Genomic DNA, 12,789 nt, shown 5'->3' on the forward strand with positions numbered 1-12,789 from the left:
TCCTTCCGGATCAGGCTTCGACGGAGGCGGCGGTCGGGCTCGCCGCAGTCGCGGCGGCGGGGACGGGCACCGCCGCGGTGGTGGGGACCTCGGCCAGGGTGATCGGCCCGTGCGTGCGGTGCCGCCAGCTCGACCACGCCCAGCCGACCAGCAGCACGCCGCCGATGAACAGCAGGGCGCTGTACTGCAGCCACCACGACGTGCCGGTCAGGTCGTAGATCTCCGGCCGGGGCCAGATGAGGTTGATCGCCATGCCGATCTGGAACGCCACGGCCAGGGCGTTGAGCGGGATGCCCCAGCGGCCGAGGGTGAACAGCGGCTTGCCGTCCTCGTCCACCCCGGTCGGCAGGCCCGTGCGACGGAGCGTGATGCGCTGGACCAGCAGCGGCCCGGTGACCCCGAGGTAGGCCAGGTAGAGCATCGCGATGCACAGGCTCGACAGGGCGGTGAAGATCGCGGACTGCCCGATGTTGACGGCGAGGGCCAGCCCGGCGCCGACCCCGACGACGATCGACGCGGCGATCGGGGTGCCGGTGCGGGGCGAGACCCGGGCGAGGGTGCGGTGGAAGGGCAGCGCCTTCTCGCGGGCCATCGAGTAGACCATTCGGGCGCCGGCGGTCTGCACGGCCAGGGTGCAGGCGAAGACCGCGACGGCGACGGTGCAGAGCAGCAGCCGACCGAAGACGTCGCCGAGGGTCGAGGTGATCACCCACGCCAGGCCCTGCGAGGCGAGCTTGCCGTCGGTCAGGCTCGGCGCGGCGACCAGGGCGCCGATGATGAGCAGCCCGCCGCCGAGGCCGGAGACCGTCAGCGCCCGGACGATCGTCTTCGGGGTGGTCCGGCGCGGGTTGTGGGTCTCTTCCGCGAGCTCACCGGCCGAGTCGAAGCCGACCATCACGTACGCGGCCATCAGCGAGGACGCCAGGAACGCCCACACGTACGGCTCGGTGCTCGTCGAGCCGGCGGTCGTGAACACCACGGAGGCACTGCGGTGCGGCAGCAGGAACAGGGCGCCGATGAGCACGACCACGCCGACGATCTCGATGAGCACGCCGAAGCTCGTCACGCGGGCCATCAGCCGGACGCTCGTGATGTTCACGATCGTGGTCACGGTGAGCATCACCAGCCCGAGGACCACCGCGTTCGCCGCACCGGTCGGCGACGCGACGGACGGGTCGGCGCCCGGACCGCCGACGATCTGGAACCCGTCCCAGATCGCGGGGAGCACGGCCTGCACGGCGATGGCCGCCACCGCGACGGTGAGGATCTGGCCGATGATCATCGTCCAGCCGGTGAACCAACCGAACCGGGCTCCGGCCAGACGGCTCGACCACTGGAAGATCGCGCCCGAGATCGGCCAGCGGGCCGCGAGCTGCGCGAAGTTCAGCGCCACGAGCAGCTGGCCGCCGAAGACGAGCGGCCACGCCCAGAAGAACGCAGCACCGCCCAGCCCGAAGCCGAGGCCGAACAGCTGGAAGACCGTGGTGAGGATCGAGACGAAGGAGAAGCCCGCCGCGAAGGAGGAGAACGAGCCGACCCCGCGGTGGAGCTCCTGCTCGTAGCCGAGGCGGGCGAGCCCCTGCGTGTCGACGTCGGACGTGGCGCGCGGTGCGTGGAGCGGTGCTTGCGGAGAACGCATGACTGCAGACCTTTCGCGGAGTACCTGTCGGGTGACAGGTAGTGCGACAAGTGTCTTGCGGCCCTGTGTCGGCGCCGTTGCCCGTCTGTTTCGAGTGCGTGACGGGAAGCGGCGGCGTGTAAACGTTCCGAGTCGGCGGGCGGTTCAGCCGCCGCGGGGGATCACTCGATGTCGACGTCCCGCTTGCCCCGGCGGACGATGAGCGGGTCCGGCTTGCCGATCACGTCGGCGTCCTTGTCCGGGTAGTCGAACTGCGTCAGGAAGTACCGCATCGCGTTGAGCCGTGCGCGCTTCTTGTCGTTCGACCGCACGATCGTCCACGGCGCGTACCGCTTGCTCGTCCGGGTGAACATCGCCATCTTCGCCTCGGTGTAGTCCTCCCACCGGTCGAGCGACAGCAGGTCGATGTCGGACAGCTTCCACCGCCGCACCGGGTCGAGCTGCCGCATCGCGAACCGGGTCCGCTGCTCGCGCCGGGTCACCGAGAACCAGAACTTCGTCAGGTGGATGCCGGAGTCGACGAGCATCCGCTCGAACTGCGGCACCTGGGTCATGAAGGACTCGTACTCGTCGTCGTCGCAGAACCCCATCACCCGTTCGACGCCGGCACGGTTGTACCAGGAGCGGTCGAACAGGACCATCTCACCGGCGGCCGGCAGGTGCTGCACGTACCGCTGGAAGTACCACTCACCGCGTTCGCGCTCGGTCGGCTTGCTCAGCGCGACCACCCGCGAGGTCCGGGGGTTGAGGTGCTCCGTGAACCGCTTGATCGTGCCGCCCTTGCCCGCGGCGTCACGCCCCTCGAACAGCACGACGACCTTCTGCCCGGTGTCCTCGAGCCAGTACTGGCACTTCAGCAGCTCGATCTGCAGCAGGTACTTCTGGTACTCGTACTCGTCCCGCGGCAGGCGTTCCGAGTACGGGTAGTCGTCCTGCCAGGTCAGCACCGGGTTGCCGTGCGGGTCGATCAGGTCCGGGTCGGCCGTCTGGCCGCCCGCGACGCTGTACCCCTCGGTCCGCAGCTGTTCGATGTACTCCCGCAACGGCTGCGAGTACGGCGCTGTGTCCACGGTGTCCTCCCTCTGCGAGCCGATCGGCTGTCGGCCCCAAGGGCCATCCTGGCCCGGCCACCCGCACGACCGCCCCACGCCTCGCCCTGGACGCGACCCGACGACGGCCTGGAGGCGCGGTGCGGGCCCGCCCCGTGCCTCCCGTCCGCATGTGGTCCTTCACAGGCATGGCGGAGCCATGGCCGGCCGGTCACCCCGTGATGCAGACAGTCCCCGGGTCGGCGGATCGCCGTCCCGGGGACTGGTTGGAACTGCTCGGCGGATCACGCTGATCCGCCGCGTTCGTCAGGTCAGACGGCCGCGGTCGCCTCATCGCGGTGCGGGAGCTTCCAGCCCGGACGCACGAAGTGGCAGGTGTAGCCGTGCGGGTTCTTCTCGAGGTAGTCCTGGTGCTCGTCCTCGGCCTCCCAGAACGGGCCGGCCGCGGTGACCTCGGTGACGACCTTGCCGGGCCAGATGCCCGACGCGTCGACGTCCGCGATGGTGTCGAGCGCGACCTGCTTTTGCTCGTCGGTCGTGTAGAAGACGGCCGAACGGTAGCTGCGACCGATGTCGTTGCCCTGGCGGTCCTTCGTCGACGGGTCGTGGATCTGGAAGAAGAACTCCAGCAGGTCCCGGTACGAGATCTGGGACGGGTCGAAGACGATCTCGACCGACTCGGCGTGGTCGCCGTGGTTGCGGTACGTCGCGTTCGGCACGTCGCCGCCGGAGTAGCCGACGCGGGTGCTGACGATGCCGGGACGACGACGGAGGAGCTGCTGCGCTCCCCAGAAGCATCCGCCGGCGAGGATGGCGGTCTCGGTGGTGGTCATGGTGGCCTCCTGGGCTCTCGTGTCACTGGCTGCGACACCGTGTGGTGCAACCGGCAACAGGGACGATCTGTTCCCGTCGTCAGGTCCGCTGTGGGGCAAGGACCCACCCGGGTGTGCGGTCGGTACGACTCGACCCTACGAGTCCGTGCTCCGTGTCACCCCTGCGCTACGGTCAGGCCACATGAAGCGGTCATCCGTGCACGACGAGGGGCAGCGCCGTCCGCGTGGTTCGTGGGGACTGGGGCTCGCGCTCTGTTCCCTCGTGTTCCTCGAGGTGTTCGCGACGATCGGCTCGCTGCCGGGGATGGTCGCCGCGCAACTGGAGCAGTACACGCCCTGCGCTTCCGACGCGACGTTGCAGTGTTCGTACGCCGTCGGGGAGACCGCGCAGTTCCTCGTACCGCTGGTCGCACTCATCGTCACGATCACGACCTGGGTCATCGGAGCGTCCGGTGTTCCCACGGTGCGGCGACGGGTAGTGACGCCAGCGATCGGCCTCGTGGTCATCGTCCTGACCTTCGTGCTCGGCGTCGTCGCGATCGATCTGTCGATCAGGTGACCGTCGTCAAGCGAACTCGCCGCCCCACGCTCCCGAGGACCTGATGCCGTTCACTCCAGGTCGGTTACAAGACAGGGCCGACTGCGGGGTGGACGGCGTCGTCGACGGACTCAGGAGCGCTGGTCTCGGTGCCCGATAGCCGATCGGCTACCGTCTCGAAGGGTGTAACGATGACAAATCACCAGGCGATCGCCCGCCGCATCGATGCGCCCGGGGAGTACGCGATCGAGGTCGGAGCCGGGGCCGGGAAGATTCGTGGGCTGCTGCACGCCATTAACCGGAACCCTTCAGCCTACGGCGTCGAACCAGCGTCCTGACGGACGGGTCACCCCCCCTATACAACCCGCCATCAATGGCGCGTGCGAGGGCATGGCCGCCCGTTTACGATGAGGTGCCGAACGGCTCCGAACAAACGGGGGACATGCGATGAGCAAGATCAAGCAGGCACTGGCCGGCATGGGGATGGTCGTGGCGCTGGCGGGAGTGGGTGTCGTTCTGCCCGCTGCTGCAGCTCCGGCACATGCTGGACCAGTCGTCTGTCACACGTGGACCGAGACGGTCCACGCGAAGAACTGCGACAAGAAGCGGCAGATCTGCACGGCGTACATTTACCACCGGATCTGCGACTGAACGACAGGCAACAACCACAGCAGGGGTCGGGCGCCGTCACCGGTCGCGCGACCCCTGCTCGTCAGCCAGCGCACGTGGAGGCGTTGTCGTCAGCGCGTCCCGCCCGCAGAACGATGCGGAAACCGCACGGCTGAGGTGCCTACCTAGCCGGCACGTGCCCGTGTGCCGTGTCGCGGGGGTGTCAGTGTGCGGCGTCGTACGCGTCGCGGACGGCTTGGCTGATGCGGCCGCGGGAGGAGACCTCGTGGCCGTTCGCGTTGGCCCAGTCGCGGATCTTGGCGAGCTCTTCCGAGTTCCCACGCTTCGGCGCACTGCCAGCAGTAGTGCGGACGGAGCGGCCGTTGGCCTTGCGTGCGGCGGCGATGTAGTCGGAGAACGTTTCGCGGAGCGCGTCGACGTTGTCGTCGGTGAGGTCGATCTCGTAATAGGCGCCATCTGCCCTCGCGCTCCAACCACAGCACGGGCGAGGCGCCGGCATGCCCCCCCCCCGGGGGGGGGCATGCGGAGGACGCCGGTGCGTGGCGTGCGGCCGACGGTTTCAGCCGGCTTTCCCGGTGTTTGCGTGCCCAAAACGCCGCTCTCGTTTGGTTATCTTGGGCTTTTCGGGGCTTATCCGTGGAATCACGACGGTGACTTCCAGTCCGCGCGGGTCGAGATTACGCATTGAAGCAGTGCCTCCGGCGAGCTGGGCTGTGGCTTGGACGATCGCGAGGCCGAGTCCGGATCCTCCGAGTTTCGGCTGGCCGTCAGTCGGTCGCGCTGTACGCGCCTTGTCCGGCCTGGTAAATCGGTCGAACGCCACGGCGATGAAGTCCGGAGGCACACCGGGGCCGTCATCAGTGACCGTCAGCCGGGCGGAGCTGTCTTCCAGCGACCAGGCGACTGTGATCGTCCCAGATTCCGGGAGTGCGTCGATCGCGTTGCTGGCAGTGTTGGTGATGAGTTGACTCATTCCGCGGCGATCCAGTCGGAACACGTGGGGTTCCTGCGTTGCATTTTCTTCCGAGTCGGATCCGTCTTGCGGATCGATGTCGAATTCGATCGTGATGTTTTTTGCGGCTGCGATCATTCGTAGGCGGTCTACTGCTACCAGTACTTCATCGCTGAGCTCTTCCCAACTGGTGAGCGTTCGCGACGTCGAGTCCACGCGTTCGGCTTCGTCCGCTCGGGAGAGGGTAAGGAGGTCGTTCGCGAGTCGCGCGAGTCGCGCGACGTTGTGCTGCGCTTGCTTGACGTGAACTTGGAGTGCGGCGGCGTCGCCCCTGTCGAGTGAAGCGAGTTCCAGTTGCGTGGTGAGTATGGCGAGGGGGGTGCGGAGTTCGTGGCTCGCGTCGGATACCATCTGGCGCTCGCGTGCGGCAGCGTCGCGCGTCCTGCTCAAGAACTCGTTCAAGGTGCGTGCAAGAGCTTGGAGTTCGTCCCGGGCGTCTCCAACGGGAAGGTCGGCGTCGGCTTCTCCGGCGCTGAGTCGTTCTGCTTCGCGACGCATCCTCGAGACGGGCCTGAGCGCGGCGCAGGACAACAGCCATGTCGCGCCGCCGAAACAGGCCAGAACCAGCACGCCGGCGACGACGACGCCGCCGGTCAGCGAGTCGATGACGAGCGCCTCTCCCTGGGCGTCACTTGCGGCGATTACGGTCCAACGCCCCGAGGCGCTTTGCGGATGATCGACGACGACCCGGTACGACGAGCCAGCCTGGATCGCCGTTGAGGAGCCGTCGTCAAATCGCGCGATCTCGGGTAGCTTCCGCAGCAGCGAATGCTGTTCGATTGATGAAAGAACACGCTTGCCGCTCGGATCGAGGACGGCGACAAGCTGCCCGTTTCCTGGCGCACGGAAACTCGGGTCCGCTGAGCGTTCCACTTCCGTCACGTACGGGCTCGCGTCCGCGCGAAGCAATGTGCGGGTTGCGTTCGCGACAACGTTGTCCACCTGAACGCGCATCACCATGACCAGCGCGGCGATGACCAGCGCGGCGACCCCTACGCTCCCGAGCGTCAGGCGCGCGCGCAGCGACAGGTTGCGTAGGCGTCGAATCATTGGCCGCTACTCCATCGTGATTCGCCCAGCTGAGGCGGTGCATTGCGTGTCATGGTCTCACCAAGCAGAACAGATGGGCGCGTGACCGGGCAGCCGGTGTCGCGCCCATCCTAAGAGAACTTAGAGGCGTTGAATTCGCGTGATGGTCACCGGGTGGCTTCCGAAGACGATGAAGCCGTCCGGCGGAAAGCTGTACTGATGTCCCCCGTAGTTGATGTATGCCTCGCGGTCGCCCGCCGCGAAGCGCTTCAATGGGCCCCAGCGGCCGGACAGCGACCCGGTGCCGGTGTAGCCATAAGGCACCGATGAGGTTGTTGTCATGCAGAGGCTGGTTGAAGTGCAGCCGGGTGACGAGAACGACAAAGCATCGGTGTGTACTCGTGAATTGGGCTTGTACGCCGCTGTGACCTTGCCCGTTGCGCCGTCGACCAGCAGGTATACCTGGCCGCCAGACCACTCGACCTGGTGGATCTCCGCTTCCGTCTGCGTGCCGGCCAACGCCTGGAGCTGGGCGTCATACTGGGCGGTGTTTGGTGCGTTGCTCACCGTTGGTGTGGCTTCGAGTCCAGTCGACGCAGAAGCCATTGTGGGAACCGCGATTGCGACGGCGAGCCCGAGTGCTACCCCGAGCGAAGTCAACCGGCGCGACCTCTTGGTGATGTTCATAGTCTTCTCCCCGGGAGGCTGACGTCCGCAGCGCTCCTCGCACAAGCATGGGTGGGAGGTTTTGACAAGCCAAGGCGCGGAACCGCAACGCCTCGGCAGTGGGAGGGATTTGGCAGTTGGTGAACCTGAATCTTAGATCACGTTCAGGAGTAGCCGTTGAGCCTGCAGGGTCGCCGGATCACCTTCCTTCAAGAGACCATCTCTCGGTCTGAGCGCGGAGGGTAAGCGCGACAGGAAGGACGCGTATGAACAGGACATTTTACGAAAGTGAACTATTCGTGCGGCGTGCCGACCTGTGAACGTCATGTCGGGGCGAACGCGAACAGCCGGCCACCCCTCGAGGTGGCCGACTGTACCGCTGGCAGAGTGGCGTCAGTGCGCGGCGTTGTAGGCGTCGCGGACGGCCTGGCTGATGCGGCCGCGGGAGGAGACCTCGTGGCCGTTCGCGTTCGCCCATTCGCGGATCTTCGCGAGCTCTTCCGAGTTGCCACGCTTCGGCGCGCTGCCGGCGCTGGTGCGGCCAGCGCGGCTGGTGACCTTGCGTGCTGCGGCGATGTAGTCGGAGAACGTTTCGCGGAGCGCGTCGGTGTTGTCGTCGGTCAGATCGATTTCGTAGTGGCCGCCATCGAAAGAGAAGGACACGGTGCGGCCCTTGCCGTCTTCGATGGTGTCGCCGGTGAGGTCGTCGACGAGGTGCGTGGTGACTTTCTGCGCCATGGGAGGTCGCCTTTCGCTCGTAGATTCCCTCCACCCTGGCATAGCTGCTCACCGAGGACGCTTCGTTGGTTCCTTCCTGACCAGGGGCGCGTGCCACAGAAACCCCTGCCATGTCTCACAGAGGGATCGGCTATCGAGACGAGTCCGCAGGCCCCGCCGCCTGCCGATCGGTGTGAGCAGCTTCGCTCTGTGTCGTCCTTCTCGCTTCGCTCTGTGTCGTGATCGCGTCCCGGTAGCCGATCGCCCATCGGACGATGCGCAGCGCTCAGAACTGGGCCGTGTGGACCTCAACGCTTCGTGGCGTGGTCCTGACCGCGCCGGCTCTTGCGCCCGTCACCCCATGATGGGGAGCGGGGTGGCCTCGACGCGACCTCGGACAAACGTACGACTCGCTGATCCGACCCTCGCTGTCAAGGGCTGTCCGCCCTCGTCACGCCGCTCGGCGTTCCTGGCCGGTGCGATCGATGACCCAGGGCACCAGGGCCGCGCCGCCCAGCATGATGACGGCACAGGCAAGGAACGCGGGGATCCACCGGCCGTCATCGACGATGGCGCCGACCACGACCACTCCGACTGCCGCGCCGATCGTGTCTGCGTTTGCCTGCAGGCTCATCCCGCGCGCTACTCGACGACCGCTCGCCTCCGTAACGAGGGTCTTCTGCAGCGGGTACAGGAGTGCAAGAGAGGCGGACACGACGATCCACAGTGCGGCTACGAGGATCACCGGCGGCGAAAGAGCCAGCGCGGCCGTGCTCACAGCAGTCGCGAGAGAAGCGGCGAGATAGGCAGGTTTCCGGCCCCATCGCTGGACTACGCCGTGAAGGAGCCGCGGAAGAATGGTGAGTGCGATGCCGCCCGGCAGGTAGACCAGGGCGATCTGCCAGACTTCGAGGCCAGCACCTTGCAACTGCAACAGGAGCGCCAACCCGACACCTGCCTCAGCTGCAGTGGCGAAGCCACCAAGCGTCATCAACGGCGCGAGCCGGCGAGCATGGCCACCCATCCCGCCGGGCACCTCAGCTCGCACGATGAGCGGTTCTTGAGGGGTGAGCATCAAGCGCGCGCCAGCGGCAACCGCCGCAACGGCAAGTCCGATGAAGACTGCCGAGTAACCGAAGGCCCCGAGAAGGACCATCGCTGGCCCCCAGAAGACCCATGATCCAAGAGCTTCTGCAGACATGAGCCCCGCGAACGATCCGGAATCGTCGGCGAGGTACTCGGCGGCGATCGCGCGCAGCGAGATCCAGAACAAGGGGCCCGCAGCCCCGCCGACAACTACCGCAATGAAAGCGATCGCGGGTGTGTTCGCTCCGGCGTAGATCAGGCAACTCAGGCCGAAGGCGAAGGCTCCGACCGCGGCAACTCGAGACCGCGGTCGCGTATCGGCCAGATGACCGGCAAGAGGTCGCACGAGTACCGACACCACAAGCTCGGCCGCTACAAGCCATCCGATCGCCGGGGCGCCGAGTCCGAGCACTGCGCCTGCCCACAGCGGGACGAGGAAGTCGAGCAGTTCGACAGGCCCGTTCAGGAGCGTCGCCGATGTCCGTATCGCCCGGCTACGCGCGGAACTCGTTGACATGTGTTCACATTAGAGGGGAGAGAGCCCGTATCGGGCAGTGTCGCGCCGGGAATCAACACCAGCACGGGAGCCCGAGCAGCACGTCTGCACGACCGACGAGGTCTTCTGCATCTTCCTCGATCGGTGGCATAATGCTGTCCGCTCGGCGATCGGCTACCGGACGACGGAGTGGGCGACCACAGCTGTGCTCTCAAACGAAAGAACATTGGAAGGGGCCTCCCGCGCCGCTGCGTCCGTGAAGACAGCCTGCATCCGTTGACGGCCTTCGTCGGTCTGGCTCATGTACGTCTGACCGATCGTTGCGATCCCTGCCGTCACCGCTGCCCAGAGGTCGTCGGGACGGATACGGAAGGTGTACGAGAACAGGCTGCAGTCGACGGTGGTTGCGCCGGCGTTGCAAAACAGCTCGCGGAAGCCGCCGACGTTTCTCGGAAAGTCGTCCTTTGCAGGCAATCGGTGTCCGGCCGGCACCGCGACGTCCGCTGCCCTGATGATCATGTTCCAGAACTGGTTGAGCGCTCCGACCGGTTCGGACGGCCAAATCGTCGCGGCGACGGTTCCACCAGGACGGGTGACTCGAAGGAGCTCACGAGCCGATGTGAGCGGGGTTGGTACGTGGTTGAGGACGAAGTTCGCGGTCGTGACCGCGAACGAGGCGTCGTCGTAGGGCAGTGAGGGCAGCGCCGCAGTTCCGATGTCAACCGCCGGGTAGCGTCTTGCAGCGAACCGCACCATGGATGGTTCCTTGTCGCATGCGGTGACCGCGAATCCGCGTCGGATGAGGGCGCCCACGACGGATCCCGTCCCTGTTCCGACGTCGAGAGCGGGCCCGTCGCCGACGCTCACGTGGTTCCCAAGCAACCCGTCGATGGCCCCTGCGCAGAGTCGCGCGAAAGACCTGTCGTAAGCAGTCGCAGTATCAGACCATCCGTCGAGCATGTCTCGACGCTACCCACACAACCGGTCCCCAAGGAGGGATCGGCCAGCGGGACATCGCGAGCCCGTAACGTTCGAAGCCGCGCTCGTATCGTTGGGCGATGGATCTCGATCAAGTTTGGCCCTTGTTCGGGCTGCGCCTCATGACTCCTCGGCTGGAACTGCGGCCCCTGCGAGACGAGGATCTTCCTGGGCTCGTCGACTCGGCCGTGTCAGGTGTTCACGATCCCGCTCGGATGCCGTTCGGTGTCCCGTGGACGGACGCAGAACCGACAACGTTGGCTCGTTCTCTGGCGCAGTACCACTGGAAGCTCCGGTCCGGGGTGAGCCGTGACTCGTGGGGTGTGAGCTTCACCGTGTTCCACCGGGGGACGCCGGTCGGGGTTCAGGAACTGCATGCTCGCCGCTTTGCCGCCCGCAAGACCGTCGAGAGCGGATCATGGCTTGCCCTCGCGCATCAGGGCCGAGGGCTTGGGACCGAGATGCGGGCGGCGCTGCTGCTGTTCTCGTTCGACCATTTGGGAGCTGAGTGGGCGGAGTCAAGCGCAGCCGCTTGGAACGAGCCATCCCTTCGGGTGTCCGCGAAGCTCGGGTACGAGGTCAACGGTGTCACGCGTGCCCAGACTCGCGCCGATGAGGTCGTTGACGAGGTCAGGGTGCGCTTGAGGCGGGAGGACTTCCCTCGGCCGAGCTGGAGCCTGATGACTGAAGGGGTCGAAGCAGCGACCGAGTTCTTGATGTAGTCGAGCAGGCGAGGACACAGCCGCCCGGTAGCCGATCGATCATCGGACGCTCGATGGCGTGAGTTCTCTGGCGCTCGGGCTTTGACACCGATACCGTGCTCCACATGACTGCGACGGGCATCGGCGGGCTCTTCTTCCGGAGTCGAGATCCGGAAGCCCGCGCCGCGTGGTACCGGAAGCACCTCGGCATCGACGCCGGCGCGGACACCTTCTGGCGCCAAGCAGCCGGTGTGACGGTCTTCGCACCGTTCCCTGCTGACAGCGACTACTTCGCCGCCGACCAGCCCTTCATGCTCAACATCAGGGTGACGGCACTCGACGAACTGATCCGCCGTCTCGAAGCGGACGGCATCGCGGTCGAGCGCCGCGCCGAGTGGGAGACAGAGTACGGGCGCTTCGTCCGTGTGCACGATCCAGAGGGACTGCCGCTCGAGCTGTGGGAAGAGAACAGTTAGCGTCTGCCCTGGTGGAGTTCGGTTGCATGGTTCCTCTGGAGTCGACCATGTGGCCCTGATCAGGGGAGCGACTGCCCGGTTGGCGATGGTCTAGCGGACGTACCCGCGGCGAGAGCTAGTGGACGGGCGAGTGGTCTTGCGCCGGTCATCCGACAACAACGGTTTGCCTAGGCRACTCGCCTAGGGCCTGTGATTTCGGTGTGTCAACGTCGAAGTGCGCCGTCGCTGTCGCTCTGCTCGCGGCCGCGCCTAACCCATGCGCGCAGAAACGGNACTCGCCTAGGGCCTGTGATTTCGGTGTGTCAACGTCGAAGTGCGCCGTCGCTGTCGCTCTGCTCGCGGCCGCGCCTAACCCATGCGCGCAGAAACGGTAGGCCCACCGCCACGGCCAAACCGATTGCGTASACGATGATCGCGGACCCGCTGTCGTGGTTATTGGAGTAGTTCGACCACCGGATTCCCAACAGGACCTGAACCAACGGGCCCAGCGCTGCGATGATAGCGCCCGGTAACACGGTCRGGAGYCATGTTCTGCGCCATGGTCGTTCCGTCCCCGCCCGGATCATGATCGCGCAAGTTGTCGCGCCTATCGCGACCCCACCCCAGAACCATGACRCCCCAGACATTCGCCAACCGTCGTGGGACCACCATGCTTCGATGAGGGCGGTCGTCCGTTCCCACGCGTCGGTCCGCACGTATCTTCCCGGGAGCACCGGGAGCGGCCACCCGATGATCGCAAGAGCACCAGTGACGGCGGCCACCAGTCCGAGCAGCCATCGAACCAATCTGCGATGGTCGATCGGTTCAACGTCGAAAGACTGGATGCTCACCGTCACACAGCCCAGGAAGTCATGAGGCTCATGGTCGGAGCGTATCGGCCACTAGCTCCTCTCGCTGGTGCGATCGCCAACCACCGTCGTTCGTCTCGCTTGCCGATCG

At 66.2% G+C, this 12,789-nt stretch carries 13 protein-coding genes; 4 read left to right on the plus strand and 9 right to left on the minus strand.

Going from position 1 to position 12,789, the window contains the following annotated elements; all coding sequences use genetic code 11:
* Positions 1 to 10: 10 nt before the first annotated feature.
* The 3 genes from ASF75_RS11720 to msrA form a co-directional block, all read right to left on the minus strand.
* A complete protein-coding gene (locus ASF75_RS11720) occupies positions 11 to 1,639 on the minus strand; it encodes an APC family permease (protein ID WP_056071605.1) in 1,629 nt (542 codons plus the stop codon).
* Positions 1,640 to 1,800: 161 nt separating this feature from the next.
* On the minus strand, positions 1,801 to 2,709 hold the full coding sequence (gene ppk2 / locus ASF75_RS11725) for a polyphosphate kinase 2 (RefSeq protein ID WP_017887624.1): 909 nt from the start codon (positions 2,707 to 2,709) through the stop codon (positions 1,801 to 1,803).
* Between the two features lie 290 nt (positions 2,710 to 2,999).
* Positions 3,000 to 3,521, minus strand: a complete 522-nt coding sequence (gene msrA, locus ASF75_RS11730) for a peptide-methionine (S)-S-oxide reductase MsrA (RefSeq protein ID WP_017887623.1) — start codon at positions 3,519 to 3,521, stop codon at positions 3,000 to 3,002.
* A gap of 181 nt (positions 3,522 to 3,702) precedes the next feature.
* Between msrA and ASF75_RS11735 the strand changes: the two genes are divergently transcribed.
* Positions 3,703 to 4,080: a hypothetical protein gene (locus ASF75_RS11735; RefSeq protein WP_017887622.1), complete on the plus strand. Its 378-nt coding sequence runs from the start codon at positions 3,703 to 3,705 to the stop codon at positions 4,078 to 4,080.
* A 426-nt stretch (positions 4,081 to 4,506) separates the two neighbouring features.
* Positions 4,507 to 4,710 (plus strand): hypothetical protein, encoded by a 204-nt coding sequence (locus tag ASF75_RS17710; RefSeq protein ID WP_140449152.1) that lies wholly within the window; start codon positions 4,507 to 4,509, stop codon positions 4,708 to 4,710.
* Between the two features lie 181 nt (positions 4,711 to 4,891).
* On the opposite strand, the gene ASF75_RS11740 is transcribed toward ASF75_RS17710, so the two are convergent.
* The 6 genes from ASF75_RS11740 to ASF75_RS11765 all read right to left on the minus strand — a co-directional run bounded on the left by ASF75_RS11740 (position 4,892) and on the right by ASF75_RS11765 (position 10,655).
* Positions 4,892 to 5,188: a histone-like nucleoid-structuring protein Lsr2 gene (locus ASF75_RS11740; RefSeq protein WP_017887621.1), complete on the minus strand. Its 297-nt coding sequence runs from the start codon at positions 5,186 to 5,188 to the stop codon at positions 4,892 to 4,894.
* A gap of 60 nt (positions 5,189 to 5,248) precedes the next feature.
* Positions 5,249 to 6,751 (minus strand): sensor histidine kinase, encoded by a 1,503-nt coding sequence (locus tag ASF75_RS11745; RefSeq protein ID WP_017887620.1) that lies wholly within the window; start codon positions 6,749 to 6,751, stop codon positions 5,249 to 5,251.
* A gap of 120 nt (positions 6,752 to 6,871) precedes the next feature.
* The gene (locus tag ASF75_RS11750; RefSeq protein ID WP_140449153.1) at positions 6,872 to 7,417 is read right to left on the minus strand and encodes a hypothetical protein; all 546 of its coding nucleotides are present in this window, start codon (positions 7,415 to 7,417) and stop codon (positions 6,872 to 6,874) included.
* A gap of 372 nt (positions 7,418 to 7,789) precedes the next feature.
* Positions 7,790 to 8,134: a histone-like nucleoid-structuring protein Lsr2 gene (locus tag ASF75_RS11755; protein ID WP_017887618.1), complete on the minus strand. Its 345-nt coding sequence runs from the start codon at positions 8,132 to 8,134 to the stop codon at positions 7,790 to 7,792.
* Between the two features lie 430 nt (positions 8,135 to 8,564).
* On the minus strand, positions 8,565 to 9,716 hold the full coding sequence (locus tag ASF75_RS11760) for an MFS transporter (protein ID WP_082509702.1): 1,152 nt from the start codon (positions 9,714 to 9,716) through the stop codon (positions 8,565 to 8,567).
* 153 nt (positions 9,717 to 9,869) lie between these two features.
* A complete protein-coding gene (locus tag ASF75_RS11765) occupies positions 9,870 to 10,655 on the minus strand; it encodes a class I SAM-dependent methyltransferase (RefSeq protein WP_082509704.1) in 786 nt (261 codons plus the stop codon).
* Positions 10,656 to 10,753: 98 nt separating this feature from the next.
* On the opposite strand from ASF75_RS11765, the gene ASF75_RS11770 reads away from it, so the two are divergent.
* Entirely contained in the window at positions 10,754 to 11,395 is a 642-nt protein-coding gene (locus tag ASF75_RS11770) for a GNAT family N-acetyltransferase (RefSeq protein ID WP_056071611.1), read from the plus strand.
* Positions 11,396 to 11,499: 104 nt separating this feature from the next.
* Positions 11,500 to 11,850, plus strand: a complete 351-nt coding sequence (locus ASF75_RS11775) for a VOC family protein (protein WP_056071613.1) — start codon at positions 11,500 to 11,502, stop codon at positions 11,848 to 11,850.
* Positions 11,851 to 12,789 lie beyond the last annotated feature (939 nt).

Origin of the sequence: Curtobacterium sp. Leaf154 (assembly GCF_001424595.1) — a bacterium.
GTDB classification, from domain to species: Bacteria; Actinomycetota; Actinomycetes; order Actinomycetales; family Microbacteriaceae; genus Curtobacterium; species Curtobacterium poinsettiae.

Coding starts and splice junctions, on each gene's coding strand:
- ASF75_RS11765 (WP_082509704.1), bottom strand. CDS start 10,655: ATGCTCGACGGATGGTCTGATACTGCGACTGCTTACGACAGGTCTTTC.
- ASF75_RS11720 (WP_056071605.1), bottom strand. CDS start 1,639: ATGCGTTCTCCGCAAGCACCGCTCCACGCACCGCGCGCCACGTCCGAC.
- ASF75_RS11745 (WP_017887620.1), bottom strand. CDS start 6,751: ATGATTCGACGCCTACGCAACCTGTCGCTGCGCGCGCGCCTGACGCTC.
- ASF75_RS11750 (WP_140449153.1), bottom strand. CDS start 7,417: ATGAACATCACCAAGAGGTCGCGCCGGTTGACTTCGCTCGGGGTAGCA.
- ASF75_RS11740 (WP_017887621.1), bottom strand. CDS start 5,188: ATGCCGGCGCCTCGCCCGTGCTGTGGTTGGAGCGCGAGGGCAGATGGC.
- msrA (WP_017887623.1), bottom strand. CDS start 3,521: ATGACCACCACCGAGACCGCCATCCTCGCCGGCGGATGCTTCTGGGGA.
- ASF75_RS11755 (WP_017887618.1), bottom strand. CDS start 8,134: ATGGCGCAGAAAGTCACCACGCACCTCGTCGACGACCTCACCGGCGAC.
- ASF75_RS11760 (WP_082509702.1), bottom strand. CDS start 9,716: ATGTCAACGAGTTCCGCGCGTAGCCGGGCGATACGGACATCGGCGACG.
- ASF75_RS11775 (WP_056071613.1), top strand. CDS start 11,500: ATGACTGCGACGGGCATCGGCGGGCTCTTCTTCCGGAGTCGAGATCCG.
- ASF75_RS17710 (WP_140449152.1), top strand. CDS start 4,507: ATGAGCAAGATCAAGCAGGCACTGGCCGGCATGGGGATGGTCGTGGCG.
- ASF75_RS11735 (WP_017887622.1), top strand. CDS start 3,703: ATGAAGCGGTCATCCGTGCACGACGAGGGGCAGCGCCGTCCGCGTGGT.
- ASF75_RS11770 (WP_056071611.1), top strand. CDS start 10,754: ATGGATCTCGATCAAGTTTGGCCCTTGTTCGGGCTGCGCCTCATGACT.